20 protein-coding genes are annotated in these 23,484 nt (G+C 61.9%); 14 read left to right on the forward strand and 6 right to left on the reverse strand.

What is annotated here, in order from left to right; all coding sequences use genetic code 11:
* Positions 1-93 precede the first annotated feature (93 nt).
* A complete protein-coding gene (gene mvaT, locus AACY42_RS01490; RefSeq protein ID WP_003205091.1) occupies positions 94-471 on the forward strand; it encodes a histone-like nucleoid-structuring protein MvaT in 378 nt (125 codons plus the stop codon).
* An 83-nt stretch (positions 472-554) separates the two neighbouring features.
* On the opposite strand, the gene sbcB is transcribed toward mvaT, so the two are convergent.
* Positions 555-1,991, reverse strand: a complete 1,437-nt coding sequence (gene sbcB, locus AACY42_RS01495; protein WP_339475591.1) for an exodeoxyribonuclease I — start codon at positions 1,989-1,991, stop codon at positions 555-557.
* Between the two features lie 386 nt (positions 1,992-2,377).
* Here sbcB and AACY42_RS01500 point away from each other — a divergent pair, with 386 nt between their 5' ends.
* The 8 genes from AACY42_RS01500 (at position 2,378) to AACY42_RS01535 (ending at position 11,572) form a co-directional block, all read left to right on the forward strand.
* Entirely contained in the window at positions 2,378-3,103 is a 726-nt protein-coding gene (locus AACY42_RS01500; protein ID WP_339475594.1) for an RDD family protein, read from the forward strand.
* On the forward strand, positions 3,100-4,074 hold the full coding sequence (locus AACY42_RS01505; protein WP_339475597.1) for a stage II sporulation protein M: 975 nt from the start codon (positions 3,100-3,102) through the stop codon (positions 4,072-4,074). Before AACY42_RS01500 ends, AACY42_RS01505 begins: the two co-directional genes overlap by 4 nt.
* A complete protein-coding gene (locus AACY42_RS01510) occupies positions 4,061-5,605 on the forward strand; it encodes a DUF4129 domain-containing protein (RefSeq protein WP_339475600.1) in 1,545 nt (514 codons plus the stop codon). The genes AACY42_RS01505 and AACY42_RS01510 overlap by 14 nt, the downstream gene beginning before the upstream one ends.
* Complete coding sequence (locus tag AACY42_RS01515; RefSeq protein WP_339475602.1) at positions 5,602-6,765, forward strand: DUF4350 domain-containing protein; 1,164 nt, start codon at positions 5,602-5,604, stop codon at positions 6,763-6,765. Before AACY42_RS01510 ends, AACY42_RS01515 begins: the two co-directional genes overlap by 4 nt.
* Before the next feature lie 160 nt (positions 6,766-6,925).
* Positions 6,926-8,113, forward strand: coding sequence for a Fic family protein (locus AACY42_RS01520; RefSeq protein WP_339475605.1), 1,188 nt, complete (start codon positions 6,926-6,928; stop codon positions 8,111-8,113).
* Between the two features lie 115 nt (positions 8,114-8,228).
* A complete protein-coding gene (locus tag AACY42_RS01525; protein WP_339475607.1) occupies positions 8,229-9,236 on the forward strand; it encodes an AAA family ATPase in 1,008 nt (335 codons plus the stop codon).
* A gap of 178 nt (positions 9,237-9,414) precedes the next feature.
* Entirely contained in the window at positions 9,415-10,746 is a 1,332-nt protein-coding gene (locus AACY42_RS01530) for a DUF58 domain-containing protein (protein WP_339475609.1), read from the forward strand.
* A gap of 469 nt (positions 10,747-11,215) precedes the next feature.
* The gene (locus AACY42_RS01535; RefSeq protein ID WP_339475611.1) at positions 11,216-11,572 is read left to right on the forward strand and encodes a DUF6124 family protein; all 357 of its coding nucleotides are present in this window, start codon (positions 11,216-11,218) and stop codon (positions 11,570-11,572) included.
* A 149-nt stretch (positions 11,573-11,721) separates the two neighbouring features.
* On the opposite strand, the gene AACY42_RS01540 is transcribed toward AACY42_RS01535, so the two are convergent.
* Together AACY42_RS01540 and AACY42_RS01545 are read right to left on the reverse strand one after the other, a co-directional pair.
* The gene (locus tag AACY42_RS01540) at positions 11,722-12,081 is read right to left on the reverse strand and encodes a PilZ domain-containing protein (RefSeq protein WP_339475613.1); all 360 of its coding nucleotides are present in this window, start codon (positions 12,079-12,081) and stop codon (positions 11,722-11,724) included.
* A 282-nt stretch (positions 12,082-12,363) separates the two neighbouring features.
* A complete protein-coding gene (locus AACY42_RS01545) occupies positions 12,364-12,738 on the reverse strand; it encodes a tetratricopeptide repeat protein (protein ID WP_339475616.1) in 375 nt (124 codons plus the stop codon).
* Positions 12,739-13,059: 321 nt separating this feature from the next.
* Here AACY42_RS01545 and pyk point away from each other — a divergent pair, with 321 nt between their 5' ends.
* On the forward strand, positions 13,060-14,511 hold the full coding sequence (gene pyk / locus AACY42_RS01550) for a pyruvate kinase (protein WP_339475618.1): 1,452 nt from the start codon (positions 13,060-13,062) through the stop codon (positions 14,509-14,511).
* A gap of 159 nt (positions 14,512-14,670) precedes the next feature.
* Here pyk and AACY42_RS01555 read toward each other — a convergent pair whose 3' ends face one another.
* Together AACY42_RS01555 and AACY42_RS01560 are read right to left on the reverse strand one after the other, a co-directional pair.
* Positions 14,671-15,606, reverse strand: a complete 936-nt coding sequence (locus tag AACY42_RS01555; protein ID WP_339475621.1) for an iron-sulfur-binding ferredoxin reductase — start codon at positions 15,604-15,606, stop codon at positions 14,671-14,673.
* Positions 15,599-16,705: a GGDEF domain-containing protein gene (locus AACY42_RS01560; RefSeq protein ID WP_339475623.1), complete on the reverse strand. Its 1,107-nt coding sequence runs from the start codon at positions 16,703-16,705 to the stop codon at positions 15,599-15,601. Before AACY42_RS01560 ends, AACY42_RS01555 begins: the two co-directional genes overlap by 8 nt.
* A 461-nt stretch (positions 16,706-17,166) precedes the next feature.
* On the opposite strand from AACY42_RS01560, the gene AACY42_RS01565 reads away from it, so the two are divergent.
* The 3 genes from AACY42_RS01565 to AACY42_RS01575 all read left to right on the forward strand — a co-directional run bounded on the left by AACY42_RS01565 (position 17,167) and on the right by AACY42_RS01575 (position 21,978).
* Positions 17,167-18,690 (forward strand): fumarate hydratase, encoded by a 1,524-nt coding sequence (locus tag AACY42_RS01565; protein WP_339475626.1) that lies wholly within the window; start codon positions 17,167-17,169, stop codon positions 18,688-18,690.
* A 194-nt stretch (positions 18,691-18,884) separates the two neighbouring features.
* A complete protein-coding gene (locus AACY42_RS01570; RefSeq protein ID WP_339475629.1) occupies positions 18,885-20,651 on the forward strand; it encodes a sensor histidine kinase in 1,767 nt (588 codons plus the stop codon).
* Positions 20,644-21,978: a sigma-54-dependent transcriptional regulator gene (locus AACY42_RS01575; protein ID WP_339475632.1), complete on the forward strand. Its 1,335-nt coding sequence runs from the start codon at positions 20,644-20,646 to the stop codon at positions 21,976-21,978. The genes AACY42_RS01570 and AACY42_RS01575 overlap by 8 nt, the downstream gene beginning before the upstream one ends.
* A gap of 44 nt (positions 21,979-22,022) precedes the next feature.
* On the opposite strand, the gene AACY42_RS01580 is transcribed toward AACY42_RS01575, so the two are convergent.
* On the reverse strand, positions 22,023-22,349 hold the full coding sequence (locus AACY42_RS01580; protein WP_339475635.1) for a hypothetical protein: 327 nt from the start codon (positions 22,347-22,349) through the stop codon (positions 22,023-22,025).
* Positions 22,350-22,689: 340 nt separating this feature from the next.
* Here AACY42_RS01580 and AACY42_RS01585 point away from each other — a divergent pair, with 340 nt between their 5' ends.
* Complete coding sequence (locus AACY42_RS01585) at positions 22,690-23,451, forward strand: hypothetical protein (RefSeq protein WP_339475637.1); 762 nt, start codon at positions 22,690-22,692, stop codon at positions 23,449-23,451.
* The last annotated feature ends 33 nt before the right edge of the window (positions 23,452-23,484 follow it).

Consider the following 23,484-nt stretch of genomic DNA (forward strand, 5'->3'; position numbering starts at 1 on the left):
AAAACACCGGTTAAATGTTTACTTGATGAAACTGTCTGATTACTATTGCCGCACTGTGTCCTTGTCACCCGCATCCTACATAAGGTAGTCCACATGTCCTTGATCAATGAATACCGCGCCACAGAAGAAGCCATCAAAGAACTGCAAGCTCGCCTGAAAAACCTGTCCCAAGACGACAAACTGCAAACCGAGCTTGAATTCGAAGGCAAACTGCGCACGCTGATGGGCGAATACTCCAAATCGCTGCGCGACATCATTGCCCTGCTGGATCCAGAAGCCAAGTCGAGCAAAGCACCACGTGGCGCCGTGAAAACTACCGGCACCAAACGCGCTCGCAAAGTTAAGCAATACAAGAACCCGCACAACGGCGAAGTCATCGAAACCAAAGGTGGCAACCACAAAACTCTGAAAGAGTGGAAAGCCAAGTGGGGCGGTGACGTGGTGGAAGGCTGGGCAACCCTGCTGGGCTAAGCCTCACCACTGCGCAAGCTTCTTTGCGAACAAAAAAACGCCAGCGATTGCTGGCGTTTTTTTATGCCTGTCATCTTTTCAGTTCATTGCGGCTCCAGACTTAAACGGTTGCGCAATTGCTGGCTGTAACCCTGCCACTCCATGAGTACTTCTTGCTGCACTGGCGTTGACAGGACCATCCACTCCCCCATCGCCGCATCAAAACTTTCCAAGGTATTAGGCGCGCCCCACTCTGGGGATGACAGCCGTTGCTGACAGAAAAGTCTCCAACGCCCCTGCTCTTCAGGATTCAACGTATCTGGAAAGTTGCGCGCGCGATATCGGAACAATAGTTCTGGCAAACGCTCATCATCGAAAGGCCAGCGTTCTTGAGCCAATTGCGCAGGGTCAGCCATGCGGACTTGTTCACATAAACGTCGATCGCGATCCCCCAGGAAACCCGCGTATAACTGTTGCTCGGGATCCTCGCTGGCGGTGAAATCCTCCCGACCATAAATAACCTGAAGTTTATCCTGCCAAACTTTCTGTGCGTCAGTTAGCCGCAATGCCCGTTGCTGATAGCCCTCCATGTCCAGTTCCAGTCGCTGCAGGTCCTCGGCACGCAGCACCGACAATGGCGCGATCACCGGGCATTTGTTGATATGGATAAGTTTGAGCGGCACCGGCAGCTCACCTTCGGGCAATTCTTCACGGCGGGTATACAAACGCTGGCGCAGGCTTTGCGCATCGTCGTCCAGCAGCCCCTGGGGGTCCAGGTGCAGGTCGCAGACGATCAGGGCGTTGCGGTTTTTCGGGTGCCAGGCCAGCGGCAAGACCACGCCGACGTAGTTGCGCGCCGCCGAGAAGCGACCGGAAATATGCACCATGGGCTGCAACAGGCGGATCTGGTCCATCACCTTCTGTTTACTGCGCAACTGGAACAGCCAGTCGTAGAGCCGGGGCTGCTGCTGACGGATCAGGCGGGCCAAGGCGATGGTCGCGCGCACGTCCGACAACGCATCGTGGGCCTGGCCATGGTCGATGCCGTTGGCGGCAGTCAGGCGCTCGAGCTTGAGGGTCACGCGACCGTCCTCTTGCGGCCAGACAATGCCTTGCGGGCGCAGCGCATAGGCCGCACGCACCAGGTCGATCAAATCCCAACGACTATTGCCGCCCTGCCATTCGCGTGCGTACGGGTCGAAGAAATTCCGATAGAGGCTGTAACGGGTCATTTCATCGTCGAAGCGCAGGGTGTTATAGCCGGCGCCACAGGTACCGGGCGCGCCCAGGTGGCCGTGGACACGGGTCATGAAATCGGCTTCGCTCAAGCCTTTTTCGGCCAGGCATGTCGGAGTAATGCCAGTAATTGCACAGGCCGCCGGATGAGGCAGGATGTCATCGCTCGGCCGGCAATACAGGTTCACCGGTTCGTCGATTTCATTAAGTTCGAAATCGGTACGGATACCCGCCACCTGCAAGGGCCGGTCGCAACGCGGGTTGATGCCGGTGGTTTCGTAGTCGTACCAGAAAATGGAAGTCACGGGCTGTTCCTGAACTGAAGACAGGCGAAGTCTAGGCGCTCGAACCCACCTGCGACCAGCCGTCCTGTAACTTTTGAATGCCAATGCGGGGGTGGATATTGGATCTGTAAACACCCGAGAGCCCATGTGGGAGCGGGCTTGCTCGCGAAGACCGCGCTACATTCGACCTCGATGCAAACTGTCCCACCGCTTTCGCGAGCAAGTCCGCCCCCATAGTCGAACTCCGGTGTCCGCGAAGGCAATGCCCGGCCCACGCTCTCAATCCTGTTGCATCAATCCTGTTGCAATCCATGAATGCGCCACACAGTTGTATCGTTTGCCCGCGCGAAGACTGCTAGCATCGGGACCGAGATTGAACATTCGGTCTGGCCCATCACAGGTTGCCCATGCTCGAGACACCAGCACTGCAAAGGAACGCGACGCTGCCCACGCCCCTGGACACGCGCTATCAGGTTGAAACGCCCGAAGGCATCGACCTGCCGCTGCGCCCGGCGGGACTGATGCCGCGTGCAATCGCATTCGCCATCGATCTGGGCATACGCGGGTTGATCCTGGGGCTTTTCTTCCTGGCCCTGGCGTTTTTCGGCGAACTGGGGATGGGCCTGGGGTCCATCCTGCTGTTTGTCGTCAGTTGGTGGTACATGGTGCTGTTCGAGGTACTCAATCAGGGGCGCTCTCCCGGCAAGCAGATCATGGGGCTGCGCGTGGTGCAGGACGATGGCCGGCCTATCGACTGGTCGGCGTCGTTGATCCGAAACCTGCTGCGTTTCGTCGACATGCTGCCCTTCGGCTACACCTTCGGAGCCATCAGTTGCCTGCAGCATCCGGCGTTCAAGCGCCTGGGCGACCTCGCGGCCGGCACGCTGGTGGTGTATCGCGAACAGCCAGTCAAACGCCCCGCCTTGCCAATGGCACCGCCCATACGAACACCTTTCACCCTGAGCCTGCATGAACAACGTGCCGTGCTGGGCTTCGCCGAACGCCAGGCAGAACTTTCCCCGGCGCGGGTCAACGAACTGGCTGCCATCCTGGCCGCGCCGCTGAACGTCCAGGTGCCAAACGCCGCGGCCGAACTCAATGGCCTCGCCCGCGGTCTGCTGGGGCCAACATGAAGCAAAGCCTGTTCGAAAACCGTCACCAAGGGGAATGGGCGCACCTGTCCCTGCAACTCGACCAACTGGAGCGCAGCCGCAACGTCCCCCAGAGCAGCGACTTCCCTGCGACCTACCGACGGCTTTGCCATCACCTGGCACTGGCCCAGGCCCGGGGCTACAGCAGCTTGCTGGTCGACACCCTGCAACAACTGGCGCTGCGCGGTCACCAGCAACTCTACCGGGACCGCAGCCGCCCCTCGGCCAGCCTCTCGGCCTTTATCCTGGTCGGTTTTCCCCGACTGGTCCGTGAACAATGGCGATTCGTACTGGCCGCCAGCCTGATGTTCCTGGGCAGCCTGGTGGGCATCGGGCTGCTGGTCTATCTGTTCCCGGAACTGGTCTACAGCGTGCTCGGCGCCGACGAAATCAGCCAGATCCGCAGCATGTATGACCCGACGTCCGGACACCTGGGGCGCTCGATCGAGCGGGCCGCCAGCGAAGACTGGGTCATGTTCGGTTACTACATCATGCACAACATCGGCATTGCCTTTCAGACCTTTGCCAGTGGCTTGATGTTTGGCCTGGGGAGCGCGTTTTTCCTGTTTTTCAATGGCCTGACCATTGGCGCCGTGGCCGGGCACCTGACCCAGATCGGCTCTGGGGGAACGTTCTGGTCGTTCGTGATTGGCCACGGCGCCTTCGAACTCACCGCCATCGCCCTGGCTGGGGCCGCGGGCCTGCAACTGGGCTGGGCCTTGATTGCGCCGGGACGCCTGACCCGAGGCGAGGCCTTGCGGCTCGCGGCGGGCAAAAGCGTGCTGATGATCGGCGGTGTGATGCTGCTCCTGCTCATTGCCGCGTTCATCGAGGCCTACTGGTCTTCCAGCGCCGTGACACCCGCCACCAAATACACCGTGGGTGCCTTGTTGTGGCTGTTGGTGATCAGCTATCTGTCGCTTGCCGGACGGGGCCGCCATGCGCCTGAGTGACGCCACCGTCGTCATCCGCCCACGCACCACCTGGGAAGCCATGGACCTTGGGGTGTTGATGAGCCAGCGGCATCGACGCCTGCTGATGACCAGTTGGGCGATCAGCACATTGCCGGTGTACCTGTTGCTGACCCTGCTGCTGTGGGACTCACCGTCACTGGTGGTGATGCTGTTCTGGTGGTTGAAGCCGGCCTTCGACCGGCTGCCGCTGTACATTCTGTCCAAGGCACTGTTTGGCGAAACCCCCACCTTGCGGCAGGCGTTACGCCAGTGGCCGGCGCTGCTCAAGCCGCAGTTGCTGGCCAGCCTGACCTGGCGCAGGCTGAGCCTGAGCCGCAGCTTCCTGATGCCCGTGGTGCAACTCGAGGGGCTTAGCGGTGAGGCGCGGGCGCAGCGCTTGCGGGTATTGCAGCAACGCAACCGCGGCGCGGCGCAATGGTTGACCATCATCGGCGTGCACCTGGAAACCGCCTTGTGGTTCGGCCTGTTGGCCCTTTTCTATCTGTTCGTGCCGCAACAAGTCGAACTGCAATGGGATTGGGAAACGCTGGTGTCAGCGGCCGAGCACGACTGGTTGTGGTTCGAACACCTGGTCAACTTCCTGTACCCACTGCTGCTGATCTTATGGGAGCCGGTGTATGTCGCCTGCGGCTTCAGCCTCTACCTGAACCGGCGCACGATCCTCGAGGCGTGGGACATCGAACTGGTATTCCGACGCCTGCGCCAACGCCTGAGCGGCGTGGCCCCGGCGTTGATGCTGCTGGCCCTGATGCTGCTGCCGCTGGCGCCCCCGGCGTTTGCCGCCGAGGACAGCGGCGGCCCCGACAGCCCGCGGCTGCTCAAGCAGCCCCTCACCAGCCAAGCCTCCCGGGACGGTATCAAGGCAATCCTCGACACCCCGCCGTTCAAGAACCCCGAGACCGTCACCCGTTATCGTTTCAGCAAAGAAACGGCCAAATCCCCCGAGAGCGAAGCCGAGACCAAACCGAGCTGGCTCAAGCCATTGCTCAAATGGCTCGGCAGCCAACGCTTCGACATCGCCGCCACGTTGATCCAGGTGGTGCTGTGGGCCTGCCTGGTGGCGGCGATCGTCTGGCTGGCCTGGCGCTACCGTGAAAGACTCAAGACCCTGGTCAATCGCCGACCGAGGCAGCGCCTGCCGGTGGAACGCGCCGTACCTGCGCGCAGTTTTGGCCTGGATATTCGCGAAGAGAGCCTGCCCGCCGACGTCGCCGCCAGCGTTGAACAACTATGGGCCACTCAGCCCCGTGAAGCCCTGGGTCTGCTGTACCGGGCGCTGCTCAGCCGGTTGCATCATGACTTCAAGATCCCCTTGAAACCGGCCGACACCGAAGGCCAGGTGCTGCAACGCGTCGAACAGCTCAAGCAGGACAACCTGCTGGGCTTCAGCAAAAGCCTGACCTTGCATTGGCAAAACATTGCCTATGGACATCGCCCCCCGCCGACACACCTGCAACAGGAACTGTGTGACGGCTGGCGCCAGCTGTTCGGTCCAGGAGCGTCTCGATGAGCCGGCACGCGGGGTGGCTGATCGGCGCCGTGCTGGCCGCGCTGGTGTGCGCATTCGGCCTCTACCTCTACACCAAGGCCGAGCCCTATGAAGAGGTCATCGAGCACGGTCCCTCCCCTGAAGCCCAGGCCAATCCTTACCTGGCCGCCGAGCATTTCCTGCGCCAGCAGGGCATCGCCGTCGAGCACGCCAACAGCCTGAATGTGCTGCCCACCCTGGAGCCTCGCCAGCACAGCCTGCTGTTACTGGGCGAACGAACCCACATGACGCCACGGGAAGTCGAGCAATTGATGAACTGGACCCGGGCCGGCGGGCGCTTGCTCTTCGTGGCCGAAGCCTTGTGGGACGACAGCACCGGCAGCAGCGGCGACCTGCTGCTCGACCGCGTGCGCCTGCGCCAATTTCTGAGCAAGGACCTCAAGGAGCCCGCGCCCGAACTGATCAAGGACCGTTACCCGGAACTGACCAAGCTTTACCTGGAGGATGAGCAAGCGCCCGCCTATGTCGGCTTCGACACCGACTTTCACCTCGAAGACCCGCATAACCTGGCGCAGGCCTGGGCCAACAGCGCGCTCGCGACCCACATGATGCAATTGAACCTCGGCCTGGGTTCGATCACCGTGATCACCGACGCCGAGCTGTGGAAGAACGACGCCATCGACCAGTACGACAACGCCTGGCTGCTCTGGTATCTGAGCGCCGACACGGACGTCACACTGTTGTTCAACACCGACCACGACGACCTGCTGACCCTGTTGCTGCGCTATTTTCCCCAGGCATTGGTGGCATTGCTGGCCTTGATCGCCCTGTGGTTCTGGCGTTCGGCGGTGCGTCATGGCCCGCTGCAACTACCCGCCTCCCAGGCGCGGCGCCAGTTGGAAGAGCACGTGCAGGCCAGCGCCGGTTTCCACCTGCGCCACAACGGCCAGCAGCACCTGTTGCATGCCTTGCAGCAAGACGTGGTGCGCCGGGCACGCCAGCTTCACCCAGGTTTCGAACAACTGGCCGTCGCCGAACAATGGCAGGTACTCGCCCGCCTGACCCGGCAACCCACGCGGGCCATCAGCCAGGCATTGAGCCCACGGCCGAAACAGCGCCTCTCCAGCGCCGAGTTCTGCCGCCAGGTCGCCCATTTGCAAACTCTTAGGAATGCCTTATAGATTTTTTTCGCAGAAAAATCCGCAAAAAGACTCGAGATACCCTATCGTACGGTATCGCTACAGCTAGTAATAACAAGCGTTATAGGCCGCTTTATTTTCCGCAGAAATTTCCGCAGGCATAACCAAGAAATAGCCGTTTGTGTTCGCTGGAAGCAAAACGATGATCACTTCGAAAACGTACCTTGACCCCGTACTGCCAGAAAATCTGCCCGACTCGATCATTCAGGCCGCAGATCAGTTGCCACGCAAGGCAGCCTTTCTGGCCGGACGGCTGGCCGACGAGACATCCAGGCAACTGGCGGGCCTGTTACGCATCACCAATACCTACTATTCGAACCTGATCGAAGGGCATCGGACCGAAATCGCCGACCTCCAGGCTGCTCGCACGACACCAAAGCGGGAAAGAAAAGAGCTCAAAGAGCTGGCCGTGCAACACATGACGCAGCAGGAGGTGACGGAACGGCTGCTGCGCATGCGGCCAACGGACAGTTTCTCCGCCCTGTTCGATCCCAAGTTGATCGCGGCCATCCATCGTCGACTGTTCAAGGACGCCTCCAAGCAGGAATTGACCCTGGGCGATGGTCGCATGATGGAGCCCGGCAGGCTGCGGGCCGAAGAGAACGAGCAGGTCCAGGCTGGCGCGCATATCGCTCCAGCAGCTGCCGCTGTATTGCCCATGCTTGAGCATCTGCAGTTGCACTACGGACGAATCAGGGATCCGCGGCGCCAATTGATTGCTGCCCTGGCAGGCCATCATCGAGTGGCGCTTGTTCACCCCTTCCTTGACGGCAATGGTCGAGTGATTCGGATGCTCACCCACCTGCAACTGGTTCATCTCGGGCTAAAACCTTTCCTCTGGTCACTGTCTCGTGGCCTGGCGCGCAGGCAAGATGAGTACTATCGCTTCCTGGCCTTGGCTGATCGCCCTCGCGAAGGTGACTACGACGGGCGCGGCCAACTCTCACAGCGTCACTACTTCAACTTCATTGAATTCATGCTCGATGTCTGCCACGACCAGATCGAGTACATGACCACCTCGCTAAACCCGGCCAAGCTGCGCGAGCAGGTTGTTCATGTGTTTTCAACCGATCCTGAGCTTCGCCGGGTCGGCCTCCGGCCCACCAGTGCAGCGGCTGTGTTGGCGCTTCTCACCCAAGGGGCTATGCCGCGTGCGGAGTTCAAGGTGTTCACAGGCCTGAAGGACCGACTTGCGACAGAAGAACTGGGCCGCTTGATCGAAGCGGGAATCGTGGTCAGCAATACCCCCAGATCCCGCACGGTGGAAGCGGGTTTACCGGCACGCTTCGCCGGGTTGATCTTTCCAAACCTGCATTTCCAGATGGGCTAAGGTGTGCCGGCGACTCAGTTGTCACCGCCCAGCACTGCAAGGCATGAAAGCGCCAGATCATGTAACGACATCATGTCGCTAGTCATAGGATTTAACCGTTAGGAGAACGCCAGAATTGACGACTGAACAAAACGAACCTGTCGACGGCCAGGCCCACGCCGCCCAACAGCGCCAGCGCGCCAGTCAGTTGGCCCAGGCCATCCGCACCGAGCTACGCAAGGCGGTGGTCGGCCAGGCCAGCGTGATCGACGATGTGCTCACGGCACTGATCGCCGGCGGGCACGTGCTGCTCGAAGGCGTTCCCGGGCTGGGCAAGACCTTGCTAGTGCGGGCCTTGGCCCGGTGTTTCAACGGCGAGTTCGCGCGCATCCAGTTCACCCCGGACCTGATGCCCAGCGATGTTACTGGGCACGCGGTGTACGACTTGCAGACCGAGCAGTTCAAGCTGCGCAAGGGCCCGGTGTTCACCAACCTGCTGCTGGCCGACGAGATCAACCGCGCGCCGGCCAAGACCCAGGCCGCGCTGCTCGAAGCCATGCAGGAACGCCAGGTCACCCTCGAAGGCCGCGCATTGCCCATTAGCCAGCCGTTCATGGTGCTCGCCACCCAGAACCCCATCGAACAGGAAGGCACCTACCCGCTGCCGGAGGCCGAGCTCGACCGCTTCATGCTCAAGGTACGCATGGACTACCCGGACGCCGACCAGGAACTGGACATGGTGCGTCAGGTCAGCCGCTCGACCCGCGCCGACATGCTCGACGTACAGCCGCTGCGCGTGGTGTTGCAGGCCAAGGACGTGCAAGCGCTGCAACGCATCGCAAGCGACCTGCCGATGGACGACCAGGTACTCGATTACGCCGTGCGCCTGGCCCGCACCACCCGTAGCTGGCCGGGCTTGACCCTCGGCGCCGGGCCTCGCGCCTCGATCGCACTGGTACGTTGCGCCCGGGCGCGGGCGTTGTTGCGCGCAGGCGAGTTCGTGGTACCGGATGACATCAAGGGCTGCGCCCTGGCCGTGCTGCGCCATCGCGTACGTCTGGCGCCGGAACTGGACATCGAAGGGCTGTCGGTGGACCAGGTGCTGGAGCAACTGCTCGATCAAGTGCCGGCGCCGCGGCTGTGAGTAACACCATGCCGCAGATACCTGTGATGGCAAGGGAATCTATGGGGGAGCAAAGCTTGCCCGCGATGAAAGCGAGGCGCTCTCGCAGAAATCGAGGTGCCTGTTTCGCGAGCAAGCTTTGCTCCCACATAAATCCCCTCACCACAATGGGTTGCTGCCCTGTCATGGAAATGCACCCATGAAACCCTCACGCCTGCTGCTGACCTGGCTCGCCGTGCTGCTGGCCGTGAGCATCGTGCTCGGCGCGCTACGGGCCTTGGGCATGGCGGTGCCATCGACGCTGCTGTCGATCAACTGGGGGTTGCTGCTGGCTGTGCTGGCCCTGGCGCTGCTCGACGCGGTGCGCGTCCGGCGCCTGCCCTCGCCCCGGGTGCAACGGCAAATGCCCGGCAGCCTGGCCCTGGGCCGCTGGGGTGAAATCCGCTTGGACATCAGCCATGACTTTGCCCAACCGCTGCACGTGCAGCTTTTCGACCATGTACCCGACGGCCTGGACTTCGAAAACCTGCCGCTGTCGGTCGAACTGCAACCCGGCCAGCGCAGCCAGGTCGGCTACCGCCTGCGCCCGCTCAAGCGCGGTCATTTCACCTTCGCCCACTGCGAAACCAACCTGCCAAGCCCGCTGGGCCTGTGGGCCGACAAACGCCTGCTGGACGCCGTCGACCACACCCGCGTCTACCCGGATTTCGCCAGGCTCTACGACGGTCAACTGCTGGCGGTGGACAACTGGCTCAGCCAACTCGGCATCCGCCAGCGTCAACGCCGTGGCCAGGGGCAGGAATTCCATCAACTGCGCGAATTTCGCGAGGGCGACAGCCTGCGCCAGATCGACTGGAAAGCCACGGCCCGCCATCGCACGCCGATTGCCCGGGAATACGAAGACGAGCGCGACCAGCAGATCATCTTTATGCTCGACTGCGGCCGGCGCATGCGCAGCCAGGACGGCGAGCTGGCGCATTTCGACCACGCCCTCAATGCGTGCCTGCTGCTCAGCTACACCGCCCTGCGCCAGGGCGATGCCGTGGGCTTGAGTACCTTCGCCAGCGAGCAAAACCGCTACCTTGCCCCAGTCAAAGGCACCGGCCAGCTCAACGTCCTGCTCAACACCGTGTACGACCTCGACAGCAGCCAACGCCCCGCCGATTACCAGGCCGCCGTCACTCAATTGTTGGCCCGGCAAAAACGCCGGGCCCTGGTGGTGCTGGTGACCAACTTGCGGGATGAGGACGACGCGGATCTGCTCGCGGCCGTCAAACGGTTGGGCCAGCAGCATCGGGTGCTGGTGGCCAGCCTGCGGGAAGAGGCCCTAGACCGGTTGCGCCAGACGCCGGTGCAAACCCTGCCGCAAGCCTTGGCTTACTGCGGGACGGTGGACTATTTGAACGCACGGGCCGAGCTGCACAAGCAACTGGCCGCCCATGGTGTGCCAACCCTGGATTCGCGCCCCAGTGAGTTGGGCGCGGACCTGGTGAGCCAATACCTGGCCTGGAAAAAGGCCGGGACCGCCTGAAGCTGATCCCTTAAGAAAAACGATGAACGCGTGGCGAGGGAGCTTGCTCCCGCCGGGCTGCGCAGCCCCCCCTTTTGGGGAGCGCTTCGCACTGGAGCGCCCGTCCGGTCATGCGGGACCGCATTGGTCCTACAGCGAGCCAGCAAAAGTCCGATTAACTACAGCGCCTTGCGCAACGGACTACAGATCCGCCAGAATCCGCCGGCTTGTGCACCTTGGCCTTGCCCCGTAACTTGATTCGCGTCGCTGATACCCAGCGATCGGGTTTAGTCGCCCGGGCAGTAGTAGCGTGTGCACAAGCGTCATCCAGTCAGGCCTCCCTATCCCTGCACTTGATGGTGACTGTACGCAGGGCGCTCTCGGGCGCGCCGGTTTTGCTACTCCTCCCGGTCGACTAACCTGCGTACAGCCGCCACCCCCTTCGTTTAGTCGCGAAAAAGTGACGGCTCCATTTCTAAAGGAGCAGTAAATGATCAAGCCGACCCCAAATCCACCCCACGAAACCCCCGACCCCGAAAAGCTCGACGAAGCGGCTCAAAGAGCCCTCGACTACTACCTCAAGCCCAACCACGGCCAACCCGACAAAAAACCTTACACACAACCGGATTACTTCATCGTCGCCCCCGACGCCGACCCCGAAGGCATGCTCGCGCACACCTACGAAACCTTCTGTTCGGTGAGCACGCTGATCCTGGATCTATCGGAAGACCTGGAAGGCGCCCCGCGCAACCTGGCGCTGGCGATTCACCAGATGGGCGAGATGGGCGAGATGGGGGTGTTGTTGCTGGAGAGGATGCTGGATAACGAAGCGAGGGTTCAGCGCTGAAGGCTGCGCAAGTGCAGGCGACTGAATAATATCTAGTAGTTAATGCGCAACCTGTGGGAGCGAGCCTGCTCGCGATGGCGTACTTGAAATCGCCATCGCGAGCAGGCTCGCTCCCACAAGTGGTGCCCCAACAACAATCAAATGGGCGCTCAGGCCGAGGCCGACAACGGATAAAAACTGAAATACTGCCGCAACGCGCTCACCAGCTCCCCGTAGTCCGGTGGTGCCCACAGCAGGCTGAAACCGGCGTCGAAATGCTGCGGGGTCACATCTTCATGACACCACAGGCACCTGGCTTTCAACTTGATGTTTTGCTGTGGCCCTTCGTCGGCGGGGATTTTCAGGTGCAGGTCAAAATCCGCACCGATCATCAACGGCAACGGGCTGATCAGCATCAGCCCATTGTCAGAAACATTGCCCAAAAAGCCGATGGGCCTGTCGTTGATACCGTTGAACACTCTGAGAAAATACGGCAACTGATGCCGTTCGATTCGGCGTTCCTTGTACATGTCTTGTATCGCTTTCTTAGCGGCCACATACCGGGCCTACCGATCACTTCGGAACGAACCCAAACGAGCCCGCTCTCCCCAATACCGGTGCCAGACGCTGTCAATCGTCTTGAGCCTGTTTCTGCCGGTCTCAGGTGCTTCTAGAAAGTAGAGATCTAGCTCTAACTACGACTTGTACAAATATAGCCCAAGGTGGAATGACGACCAGCCTCATGAATTAAATTTCATAAACAAGACAGATAGAAGCGGTGGCCAGGGATGACGCCTGGCCGGGGGGAGGGGTCAAGACGCAGTAGGACGGATCGCCGAGGCGCTACGGGTAGGGTAATGGCCCAGGCTCTGCAGGGTCTCGAGCCGGGCACGGGCGCGGAAAGCGTATTCGCTGTTGGGGTATTGGGTGATGATGAACTGGTAGGTTTGCGCCGCATCGATAAACAGCTTCTGCCGTTCCAGGCACTGGCCGCGCAGCATCGAGACTTCCGGCTGTATATAGCGGCGGGCACGGCTGGCGCGGTCGACCTGGGACAGTTCGAGCATGACCTGCTCGCAATTGCCGCGGTCATAGGCCTTGTAGGCCAGGTTCATGTGATGGTTCATCGACCAACGGGTACAGCCCGTGACGCTCAGGGCCAGGGCAACAAAAAGCACGAATCGCATGGGAGGTTCTCCTGTCTTGAGCTCTGTATCGACCTGGGTGGGAAAATCTGTAGGAGATGCCGAAGGCTCGGGCCGCGTTCGGACGATCTTTTGATCTTTCGCTTGAAACTCAATTGTCTGGGGAAAGATCGCAGCCTCGTTGCACTCGGCAGCTCCTACAGGATGAGTTCACATTGCAAAGGGGGGCACCCTTTCACAAGGCGCAAAAATTTTCAGGAATGTTCATTTCGAAAAACAAACGAAAAAGTAGTGCATATGAACAATGACTACACCCAAAGAGCATAGTAGCCTTCGCTGGCGCTTGAACTTGAGGAGTCTTGCATGTCCGTCCGTCGCACCAAAATCGTCGCTACCCTTGGCCCGGCCAGTAATTCGCCGGAAGTTCTCGAACAGCTGATTCTGGCTGGCCTGGACGTTGCCCGCCTGAATTTCTCCCACGGCACCCCCGACGAGCACAAGGCTCGTGCCAAGCTGGTGCGCGACCTCGCCGCCAAGCACGGCCGCTTCGTGGCCCTGCTGGGTGACCTGCAAGGCCCGAAGATCCGTATCGCCAAATTCGCCAACAAGCGCATCGAGCTGAAGATCGGTGACGCCTTCACCTTCTCCACCAGCCATCCGCTGACCGAAGGCAACCAGCAAGTGGTCGGCATCGACTACCCGGACCTGGTCAAGGACTGCGGCGTCGGCGACGAACTGCTGCTCGACGACGGTCGCGTGGTGATGCGCGTCGAGACCGCCACCGCCACTGAACTGAACTGCGTCGTGACCATCGGTGGCCCGTTGTCGGACCACAAAGGCATCAACCGACGCGGTGGTGGCCTGACCGCACCGGCCCTGACCGAAAAAGACAAAGCCGACATCAAGCTGGCCGCGGAAATGGAAGTCGACTACCTCGCCGTGTCCTTCCCCCGTGACGCCGCCGACATGGAATACGCCCGTCAACTGCGCGACGAAGCCGGCGGTACGGCCTGGCTGGTGGCCAAGATCGAACGCGCCGAAGCCGTGGCCAACGACGAAACCCTTGATGGCCTGATCAAGGCGTCCGACGCCGTGATGGTGGCCCGTGGTGACCTGGGCGTGGAAATTGGCGACGCCGAGCTGGTGGGTATCCAGAAGAAGATCATTCTGCACGCACGCCGCCACAATAAAGCCGTGATTGTCGCGACCCAGATGATGGAGTCGATGATCCAGAACCCGATGCCGACCCGCGCCGAAGTGTCCGACGTAGCCAACGCCGTACTCGACTACACCGACGCCGTGATGCTTTCGGCCGAAAGCGCCGCCGGCCTCTACCCGCTCGAAGCGGTACAGGCCATGGCACGCATCTGCATCGGCGCTGAAAAGCACCCGACCAGCAAGACCTCCAGCCACCGCATCGGCAAGACCTTCGAGCGCTGCGACGAAAGCATCGCCCTGGCGACGATGTACACCGCCAACCACTTCCCGGGCGTGAAGGCGATCATCGCCCTGACCGAAAGTGGCTACACGCCGCTGATCATGTCGCGCATCCGCTCCTCGGTGCCGATCTACGCGTTCTCCCCGCACCGTGAAACCCAGGCCCGCGCATCGATGTTCCGTGGCGTCTACACCGTGCCGTTCGACCCAGCCGCCCTGCAACCGGGCGAAGTCAGCCAGGCGGCGGTGGATGAACTGGTCAAGCGTGGCGTGGTGCAGACCGGCGACTGGGTCATCTTGACCAAAGGCGACAGCTACCACACCATCGGCGGTACCAACGGGATGAAGATCCTGCATGTGGGCGACCCGATGGTCTGAGTGACCGAGCTGAAAAACAAAAGCCCTGCCATGTGAATGGCGGGGCTTTTTGGTTTTTGCCTGCCAGAAATGTGGCGCCTCGGGCGAGCGCAAGCGCTGGGTGAACTGCCAGCCCACTTCTTCAATCACCTTGCGCAACTGTTCCCGGCCTGGAAACGCTCAACCACGGGGCAGGAAAACGTCGGCCAGCAGTTGATTGCGCGGCAAGCCGGCCAGGTACAAGCGCTTGGCAAAGGCCTCGACCCGGTCGGGATGGCCGCAGAGTAAGGCTTGGGTTTGCCGCGAAACAAGCCGCAGTTGCGCCAAGGCGGACGGTGCCTCGACGGCGGTCAGCAGCTCCACGCTGAGGTTTTTATGCTTGGCTGCCAGCGCCGCCAGGGGTTTGGCCAGGTAATGCCCGGTCGCATCATGGGCCACGTGAATAAGGCGAATCGCACCTTGGTGATGCTGACGCAAAGCTTCGCGCAGCAAGCCAAACAACGGCGCCAGGCCAGTGCCGGCCGCGAACAGCCACAGCGGCCTGTCGTGCCAGTCGGGGTCGTAATGCAGGGCACCGCCGCGCAACTCGCCCAGGCGGATCGGATCACTGGCCTTCATCTGCCGGGCGGCATCAATGAATTGGCCGGGCTCGCGGCAATCGAGGTGGAACTCCAGGAAACGGTCCTCCTCCGGCAGGCTCGCCAGGGAATAGGGCCGGGCCACGTCGCCGGCCCACAGCACCAGGTGCTGCCCGGCCTGATACCGCAGCGACCGCTCGGGGGTGATGCGCAGGCGCAGCACCTCGCCACCGAGCCAATCCACCGCCGCCACATGAGCGGCCTGGCCGTCGCGTTGCGGGTCGAAGGTGTGGATCTGCACATCCTCGACCACCTGGCATTGGCAGGCCAGCCGCCAACCCTGGTCGCGTTGCACTGGGTTCAAGGCATCGGGACGACTGTCGCGCACATCGCCGCCCACACACTGCACCAGGCAGGCGTGGCAGCTACCGGCGCGACAACTGTAGGGCACCGCCACACCGGCACCGTTCAACGCGTCCAGCAGATTACTGCCCGCCGCCACCGTCCATTGCCGACCGGCGACTGTCAGTTCAGGCATCGACGCTCTCCCAGGCGGCGGCGCAACGGTTGCGGCCGTCTCGCTTGGCACGGTACAGGGCCTGGTCGGCACGCTGCAACGCGTTGTCCAGGTCGTCGCCCATTTCCAGCATCGTCAAGCCCGCCGACAAGCTGAGGGTGCCGACCTGCAGGCCGATCAGCTCGACTTCGGTGAACGCCAGCCGCAGCCGCTCGCAGCAGGCCGTCAGGCGCTGGGGATCGCAGGCGGGCAGCAGCATGACGAATTCCTCGCCGCCATAACGGGCCAATACATCGCCCTCGCGCAGGCACGCCGTGGCGACCGCGGCAAATGCCTGCAGCACCTGATCACCAGCAGCGTGGCCGTGCAGGTCGTTGATGCGTTTGAAATGGTCGAGGTCGATCAGGGCCAGGCCATGGGCGATGCCGGGCCTGAGGGTGTTGAGTTCACGCGAAGCGAGGCGCAGGAAGTGCCGGCGATTGAACAACCCGGTCAGCTCATCGGTGGCCACCAGGTCTTCGAGCTGGCGCATCATCCCGCGCAAGGTTTCCTGGTGCGCCTGCAAGGCAAACCGCCGCTGGCGCATGCGCTGACGTGATATCTGGACGTAGCGGGCGTAAAACACCAGCCACACCAGCACGAGAAACAGCACGGCCACCTGCAATCCAGCCAGGGTGGGATCGGGAAGCCTGAAGAAGTAGCCGTCCCACAGGGTAATAGCGGTGAAGCTGATGAACACCAGCGCCGCGCAGCGCACGAAGGCCCGGCGTGACAGGTGAAACAGCCCGAACAGCAGGATCAATACGTAAAACACCAGGAACACGCCCCGAGCCTGGTCCAGGTGCGCCATCATCCAGGTCTGCCAACCCAGGCCGATCAACACCTGCGCTTCGGTGAGGCTCGGGTCGGCGAAGCGCAGGTTACGGTCGGTGATAAACAGCGCGAACAGGCCGGCCTGGCACAGCACCACCAACACGCTGCCGATGATGACATCGCGCAACGAATCGAGGTAATGACCACTGAAAAATGCCAGCCACAACAAAACCAGTGCCAGCGCGTACGTCGCGGCCGCCAAAGCGAAGCGTTTCAGCAAAAGACGTTGAATGGCGTTATGGGTCAATCGTTGACTCACCATGGGAAAGGAAACTGACAGGAGGCGTCCTACGCTACAGGCCAGACGCCACTTTAGTGGCGTGTAGGACAAATGACCATTCAATTCTGGAGCAGAAAAATGGCGTCAAAGCAATGGCCCAGATTGACGCAGTTGTTTGATGCCTTACACATGGCCTGTACACCGCCCTGCTGGGCTGTGAAAGCAAAGCTTGCTCGCGATGCAGACGCCTCGATTTCCTGGGAGAGCGCGTTATTTTCATCGCGGGCAAACCGTGCGCCCACAAGCTCACATCGCTATCGCGAGCAAGCTCGCTCCCACAGGGGGTCGGCCTGCGATATACTGCCGCGCCTTTTTAGCGTCGCGCCAGCATGCCCGGCGTGCCTTATAGAGGTGCCGCCCGTCGACCGATGCACCCAAGCGGCCGGCACCTTATTGAATGTTCCCGTCTTTAGAGAGGAGCGCGACTCATGACCGTGATCAAGCAAAATGACCTGATACAGAGCGTTGCCGACGCTTTGCAGTTCATTTCCTACTACCACCCCGTGGATTTCATCCAGGCGATGCACGAAGCCTACCTGCGCGAAGAATCGCCGGCGGCCCGTGACTCCATGGCGCAGATCCTGATCAACTCGCGCATGTGCGCCACCGGCCATCGGCCGATCTGCCAGGACACCGGCATCGTGACCGTGTTCGTGCGCGTGGGCATGGACGTGCGTTGGGATGGCGCGACCATGGGCCTGGACGACATGATCAACGAGGGCGTGCGTCGCGCCTACAACCTGCCGGAAAACGTCCTGCGTGCCTCCATCCTCGCCGACCCGGCAGGCGCACGTAAAAACACCAAGGACAACACCCCGGCGGTCATCCACTACTCCATCGTCCCGGGCAACACCGTGGAAGTGGACGTGGCGGCCAAGGGCGGCGGCTCCGAGAACAAGTCGAAGATGGCCATGCTCAACCCGTCCGACTCCATCGTTGACTGGGTGCTGAAAACCGTTCCGACCATGGGTGCCGGCTGGTGCCCACCGGGCATGCTCGGCATCGGCATCGGTGGCACCGCCGAGAAAGCCGCGGTCATGGCCAAGGAAGTGTTGATGGAATCCATCGACATCCACGAGCTCAAGGCCCGCGGCCCGCAGAACCGTATCGAAGAGATGCGCCTGGAGCTGTTCGAGAAGGTCAACCAACTGGGCATCGGCGCCCAGGGCCTGGGTGGCCTGACCACCGTGCTCGACGTGAAGATCATGGACTACCCGACCCACGCCGCCTCCCTGCCGGTCTGCATGATCCCCAACTGCGCCGCCACCCGTCACGCCCACTTCGTGCTCGACGGCAGCGGTCCGGCGTCGCTGGAAGCGCCGCCGTTGGACGCCTACCCGGAAATCGTCTGGGAAGCCGGCCCATCGGCCCGTCGCGTCAACCTCGACACCCTGACCCCGGAAGACGTGCAGAGCTGGAAACCGGGTGAAACCGTGCTGCTCAACGGCAAGATGCTCACCGGTCGTGATGCGGCGCACAAGCGCATGGTGGAAATGCTGAACAAGGGTGAAACCTTGCCAGTGGACCTCAAGGGCCGCTTCATCTACTACGTCGGCCCAGTCGACCCGGTAGGCGACGAAGTCGTCGGCCCAGCCGGCCCGACCACCGCCACGCGGATGGACAAGTTCACCCGCCAGATCCTCGAGCAAACCGGCCTGTTGGGCATGATCGGCAAATCCGAGCGCGGCCCGACCGCTATCGAAGCGATCAAGGACAACAAGGCGGTCTACCTGATGGCCGTCGGCGGCGCCGCTTACCTGGTGGCCCAGGCGATCAAGAAATCCAAGGTCCTGGCGTTCGCCGAACTGGGGATGGAAGCGATCTACGAGTTCGAGGTCAAGGACATGCCGGTGACCGTTGCGGTCGATAGCCAAGGCGAGTCGGTGCACATCACAGGTCCCGCCATCTGGCAGAAGAAGATCAGTGACAGCCTGGCGGTCGAAGTGCAGTAACAGGCATTTTGGCGCGGTAAAAAAGGCCGGTGGGCGACAAGCTCACTGGCCTTTTTTTATACAGTGATGCCACAGCCAAACCTGTGGGAGCAGGCTCGCTCCCACAGGATCTGCGGCAGGCTCGAAGTACATGATGGCTTGACGCAACCGCCATGCTATCGTGCCCGCCCGACTTTCCACTGGTTTACGCCAGCATGCTGCCGACTTCCCGTACCTTGCGTCTGTCGTTGTACACCCTGCTGATCCTCACCGGCGCCGCGGTTGCCGCCACCCTCGCCGTGCGCCATGCCGAACGTGCGGCGCTGGAAGAAGAGGCCAGCCGTGCCAACCAGCAATTGGCGCTGTATGCCACTTCGCTGCACACCCTGATCGAACGCTACCGCGCCCTGCCTGCCGTGCTGGCGCTGGACCCGCAATTGCGCTCGGCCCTCAAGGGGCCGGTCAGCGCGGCGCAGCAGGATGCGTTGAACCGCAAGCTGGAACAGATCAATGGCGCCGCCCAGTCATCCACCTTGGAATTGCTCGACCACACAGGCTTGGCCGTCGCGGCCAGCAACTGGCGCCTGCCCAGCAGCTATGTCGGGCACAACTATGGCTTTCGGCCCTATTTCCTCCAGACCCGCACCCAGGGCACCGGACGTTTTTATGCGGTGGGCGTGACCAGCGGCATCCCGGGGTATTTTCTCTCCAGCGCCGTAACCGATGACAACGGCGAGTTCCTCGGCGCGATGGTGGTAAAGCTGGAGTTTCCGGAGCTGGAGCGCGAATGGCGCCAGGGCAACGACACCCTGCTGGTCAGCGATGCCCGGGGCATCATCTTCATCGCCAACCGCCCGGGTTGGCGTTATCGCCACTTGCAGCCGCTGAGCGACAGCGACCGTGCCGAACTCAAGGCCACCCGTCAATACGACAAACAACCGTTGCAACCGCTGACCTATGAGCCCCGGCGACGCTTTGACGACAATAGCCATCTGGCCCGGGTCGAGACGCCTGATGGCTCGGCGGACTACTTGTGGGAGTCCTTGCCACTGACCGCCGAAGGCTGGACGCTGCACTTGCTGCGTCGGCCGCAGATCGCCTTCGAAGACCGTCGCAACGCTGGGTTCGCGGCCGCCGGGTCGTGGCTGGCGCTGGTGTTCCTGTTGCTGTTTCTCAACCAGCGCTGGCGCCTGGCAAAGTTGCGCCAGCGCAGTCGCGAAGAGCTTGAACGGTTGGTCGAAGAACGTACCCGGGACCTGCACACAGCCCAGGACGGGCTGGTGCAATCGGCCAAGCTGGCGGCTCTGGGGCAGATGTCGGCGGCCCTGGCCCATGAAATCAACCAGCCCTTGACCGCCCAGCGTATGCAATTGGCGACTCTACGCTTGCTGCTCGATCACGGTCGGGTCGATGACGCCTACAAGGCCCTCAAGCCGCTGGACGACATGCTGACCCGCATGGCCGCCCTCACCGGTCACCTGAAGACGTTTGCCCGCAAAAGCCCCAGCGGCCTGCGCGAACGTCTGGACTTGGCGGCGGTGGTGGACCAGGCGCTGCAACTGCTGGACACGCGCCTGCGCGACGAGCAGATCAGTACCGTGCTGCACCTGACGCGACCGGCATGGGTGCGCGGCGATGCGATTCGACTCGAACAGGTGTTGATCAACCTGCTGCGCAACGCTCTCGACGCCACGGCCGACACCCCCATCAAGCGCCTGGAAGTGCGCCTGGAGGCCGATGATCAATTGTGGCGCCTGACCATCAGCGACAGCGGCACCGGGATCGCCGAGGAGCATCTGGCCCAGGTGTTCGATCCGTTTTTCACCACCAAGGCGGTAGGCGACGGCCTGGGCCTGGGGCTGGCGGTTTCGTTCGCCATCATCCATGAATCCGGTGGACGGCTGACGGCGGACAACCATGAGCACGGCGCGGTATTCTGCGTGACCTTGCCCATCGATCAGGAGGCGCAACTGCATGCTTGATTCAGTCATGGTCGTGGATGACGAAGGCAGCATTCGCAGTGCCGTCGAGCAGTGGCTGAGCCTGTCGGGGTTCCAGGTGCAGTTGTTCAGCCGCGCCGACGAATGTCTGGCCCGATTGCCGGAGCATTTCCCCGGGGTGATCCTCAGCGATGTGCGCATGCCCGGCCTCAGCGGCCTGGATCTGCTGGCCGAAGTGCGCCGCCGCGATCCCGACCTGCCGGTGATTCTATTGACCGGCCACGGCGACGTACCGATGGCCGTGGAAGCCATGCGCGACGGCGCCTACGATTTCCTGGAGAAACCCTTCAGCCCCGAGGCCCTGCTCGGCAGCCTGCGCCGGGCTTTGGACAAGCGCACCCTGGTCCTGGAAAACCGTCGTCTGCATGAACAGGCCGACGCCCGCGCCCGCCTCGATGGCACGCTGCTGGGGGTTTCCCGCGCGCTGCAAAACCTGCGGCGCCAGGTGCTGGACTTGGCGGCACTGCCGGTCAACGTGTTGATCCGCGGCGAAACCGGCAGCGGCAAGGAACTGGTCGCCCGTTGCCTGCATGACTTCGGCCCGAGGGCGAGCAAGCCCTTCGTCGCGTTGAACTGCGCGGCTATTCCCGAACCGCTGTTCGAGGCGGAACTGTTCGGCCATGAAAGCGGCGCCTTCACCGGCGCCCAGGGCAAGCGCATCGGCAAGCTCGAATACGCCGACGGCGGCACGCTGTTTCTCGACGAAATCGAGAGCATGCCCCTGGCCCAACAGGCCAAGTTGCTGCGGGTGTTGCAGGAACAGAAGCTCGAACGCCTGGGGTCCAACCAGAGCATCCATGTGGACTTGCGCATCATCGCCGCCACCAAGCCCGACCTGCTGGACGAAGCCCGGGCCGGGCGTTTTCGCGAAGACCTGGCCTATCGCCTGAACATCGCCGAGCTGCGCCTGCCGCCGCTGCGTGAACGGCGCGAGGACATTCCCTTGCTGTTCGAACACTTCACCCACAGCGCCGCCGAACGCCTGGGCCGCCCCGCCGCGCCCCTGAGCAGCCCGCAGTTGAGCCACCTACTTAGCCACGACTGGCCGGGCAACGTGCGAGAACTGGCCAACGTCGCCGAACGCCAGGTGTTGGGGCTCGATCAACTGCCCGTCCTGGAGACGGAGCCTGGCCAGTCCCTCGCGGCCCAGCAGGAAGCCTTCGAAGCCCAATGCCTGCGCGCCGCCCTGACCCGGCACAAAGGCGATGTGAAAGCCGTGCTCGAAGAACTGCAACTGCCGCGCCGCACCTTCAATGAAAAGATGCAACGCCATGGGTTGAGTCGGGAAATGTTCTTGCGGGGCAACTGATGAGGCTGTCGCGACACGACTCGCGATCGTCCCGAGGCCTGAGGTTAACCCGACAGCAAACTGGCAATCAGCCGCTTCCTGCCCGCCCCATCCAGCGCACGGTAGCCATCCAATAGCAATTCTTCGTCCGGCGCCAAGGCTGGCGCGGTTTGCACACGCTGGCCCGTCAGGATGTATTGGACGTCCACCCCGATCGCCACCAGTTTCGCCACCAGATCGGCCGGGCACTTCTGCCGCCCCGAGACCACTTCTTTCAAGCGTTGCGGGCTCGATTCCCCCGCCGCGCGAGACGCGGCCGCCAGCGAAACACCACAGCGGTCAATTTCTTCGCGCAAACGAACGTGTATATATTCCACCAACACTATTGACACGGTGTATATACTCCACCAAAATCCCCGACATAAAAAACGTCCATCATCGCCTCATCAGAATCGGCACCACGGCCGCGCCAAGACTGCGCGCACTCGGAATCCCATCCATTTCGCAGTAGTCAGCAAGCAGGGGGCATTGAAACATTAATTTACTCCGGAAATTTCCCACAGGAAATAGCGAAGGATTTGAAGCAACAAAGAAGTACTACGTGGGTCTCGCGTGGCGTTATCGAAGCGCCGGTGTTTTCGTGGCATGACCGTAGGTTTTGGTCGAAACAGGCCCCCTGTACTCAGGGTATTGAAACGTTGATCGTCCATCTTCCTTTGTTTGAGGTTTGAAATGCATTTGTATCAAGCGCTTACCCATCGCTGGGCTGTCCTGGGCAAACTGGCCTTCATGACACTCGCCATCAGCCTGGCGCTTCCAGCGACCGCCAACATGGTCGTGTACCCGATGAGCAGCACCATCGGCGCCGAGCAGGATGGCATTGGCCAGATCCAACTGCATTCCAAGTCCGACAAGGTGCAGTACATCAAGGTCAACGTGACCCAGATCCAGCGCCCCGGCACGCCGGACGAACATGAAAGCCCGCTGTCGCCCGCCGATGCCCTGGGCATTGTCGTATCGCCACAACGCACGGTGCTGGCGCCTGGCGCGAGCCGCACCATACGGATCATCGCCCAGGCAATACCCAGCGAAGAGACCGTCTATCGGGTCTATTTCGAGCCGGTCGCGGCACCGGGTCTGGCGGAGGAAGACGATTCAGGGCCAGACGGGGTAAAACCCAGGATCGGCGTCAACCTGATTTGGGGTGCCTTGGTACGTCTGTTGCCCGACGAGCGTCGCACCAGCCTCAAGCTGCAACCCAAGGGCAACGAACTGCGCAACGACGGCACACTGCGCGTCGGTGTGCTGCAGGTCGGTCGATGTGCCGACGTCCAGGGCGAGAAAGACTGCATCTGGAACGACGTCAACCGCAGCCTTTACCCCGGCAGCACGCTGCCTGTCTCGACACCCGGCGCCAATGGCAATGTGCTCGTGCGTTTCGTGACCAGCGACGATAAGCGTCCACGCACCCTCACTGTAACGCCGGAAAGCTAATCCCCCACTGTTGACCCAGGCCACGTGCTCGCG

This window comes from Pseudomonas sp. RL_5y_Pfl2_73, assembly GCF_963970515.1.
Taxonomy (GTDB): domain Bacteria; phylum Pseudomonadota; class Gammaproteobacteria; order Pseudomonadales; family Pseudomonadaceae; genus Aquipseudomonas.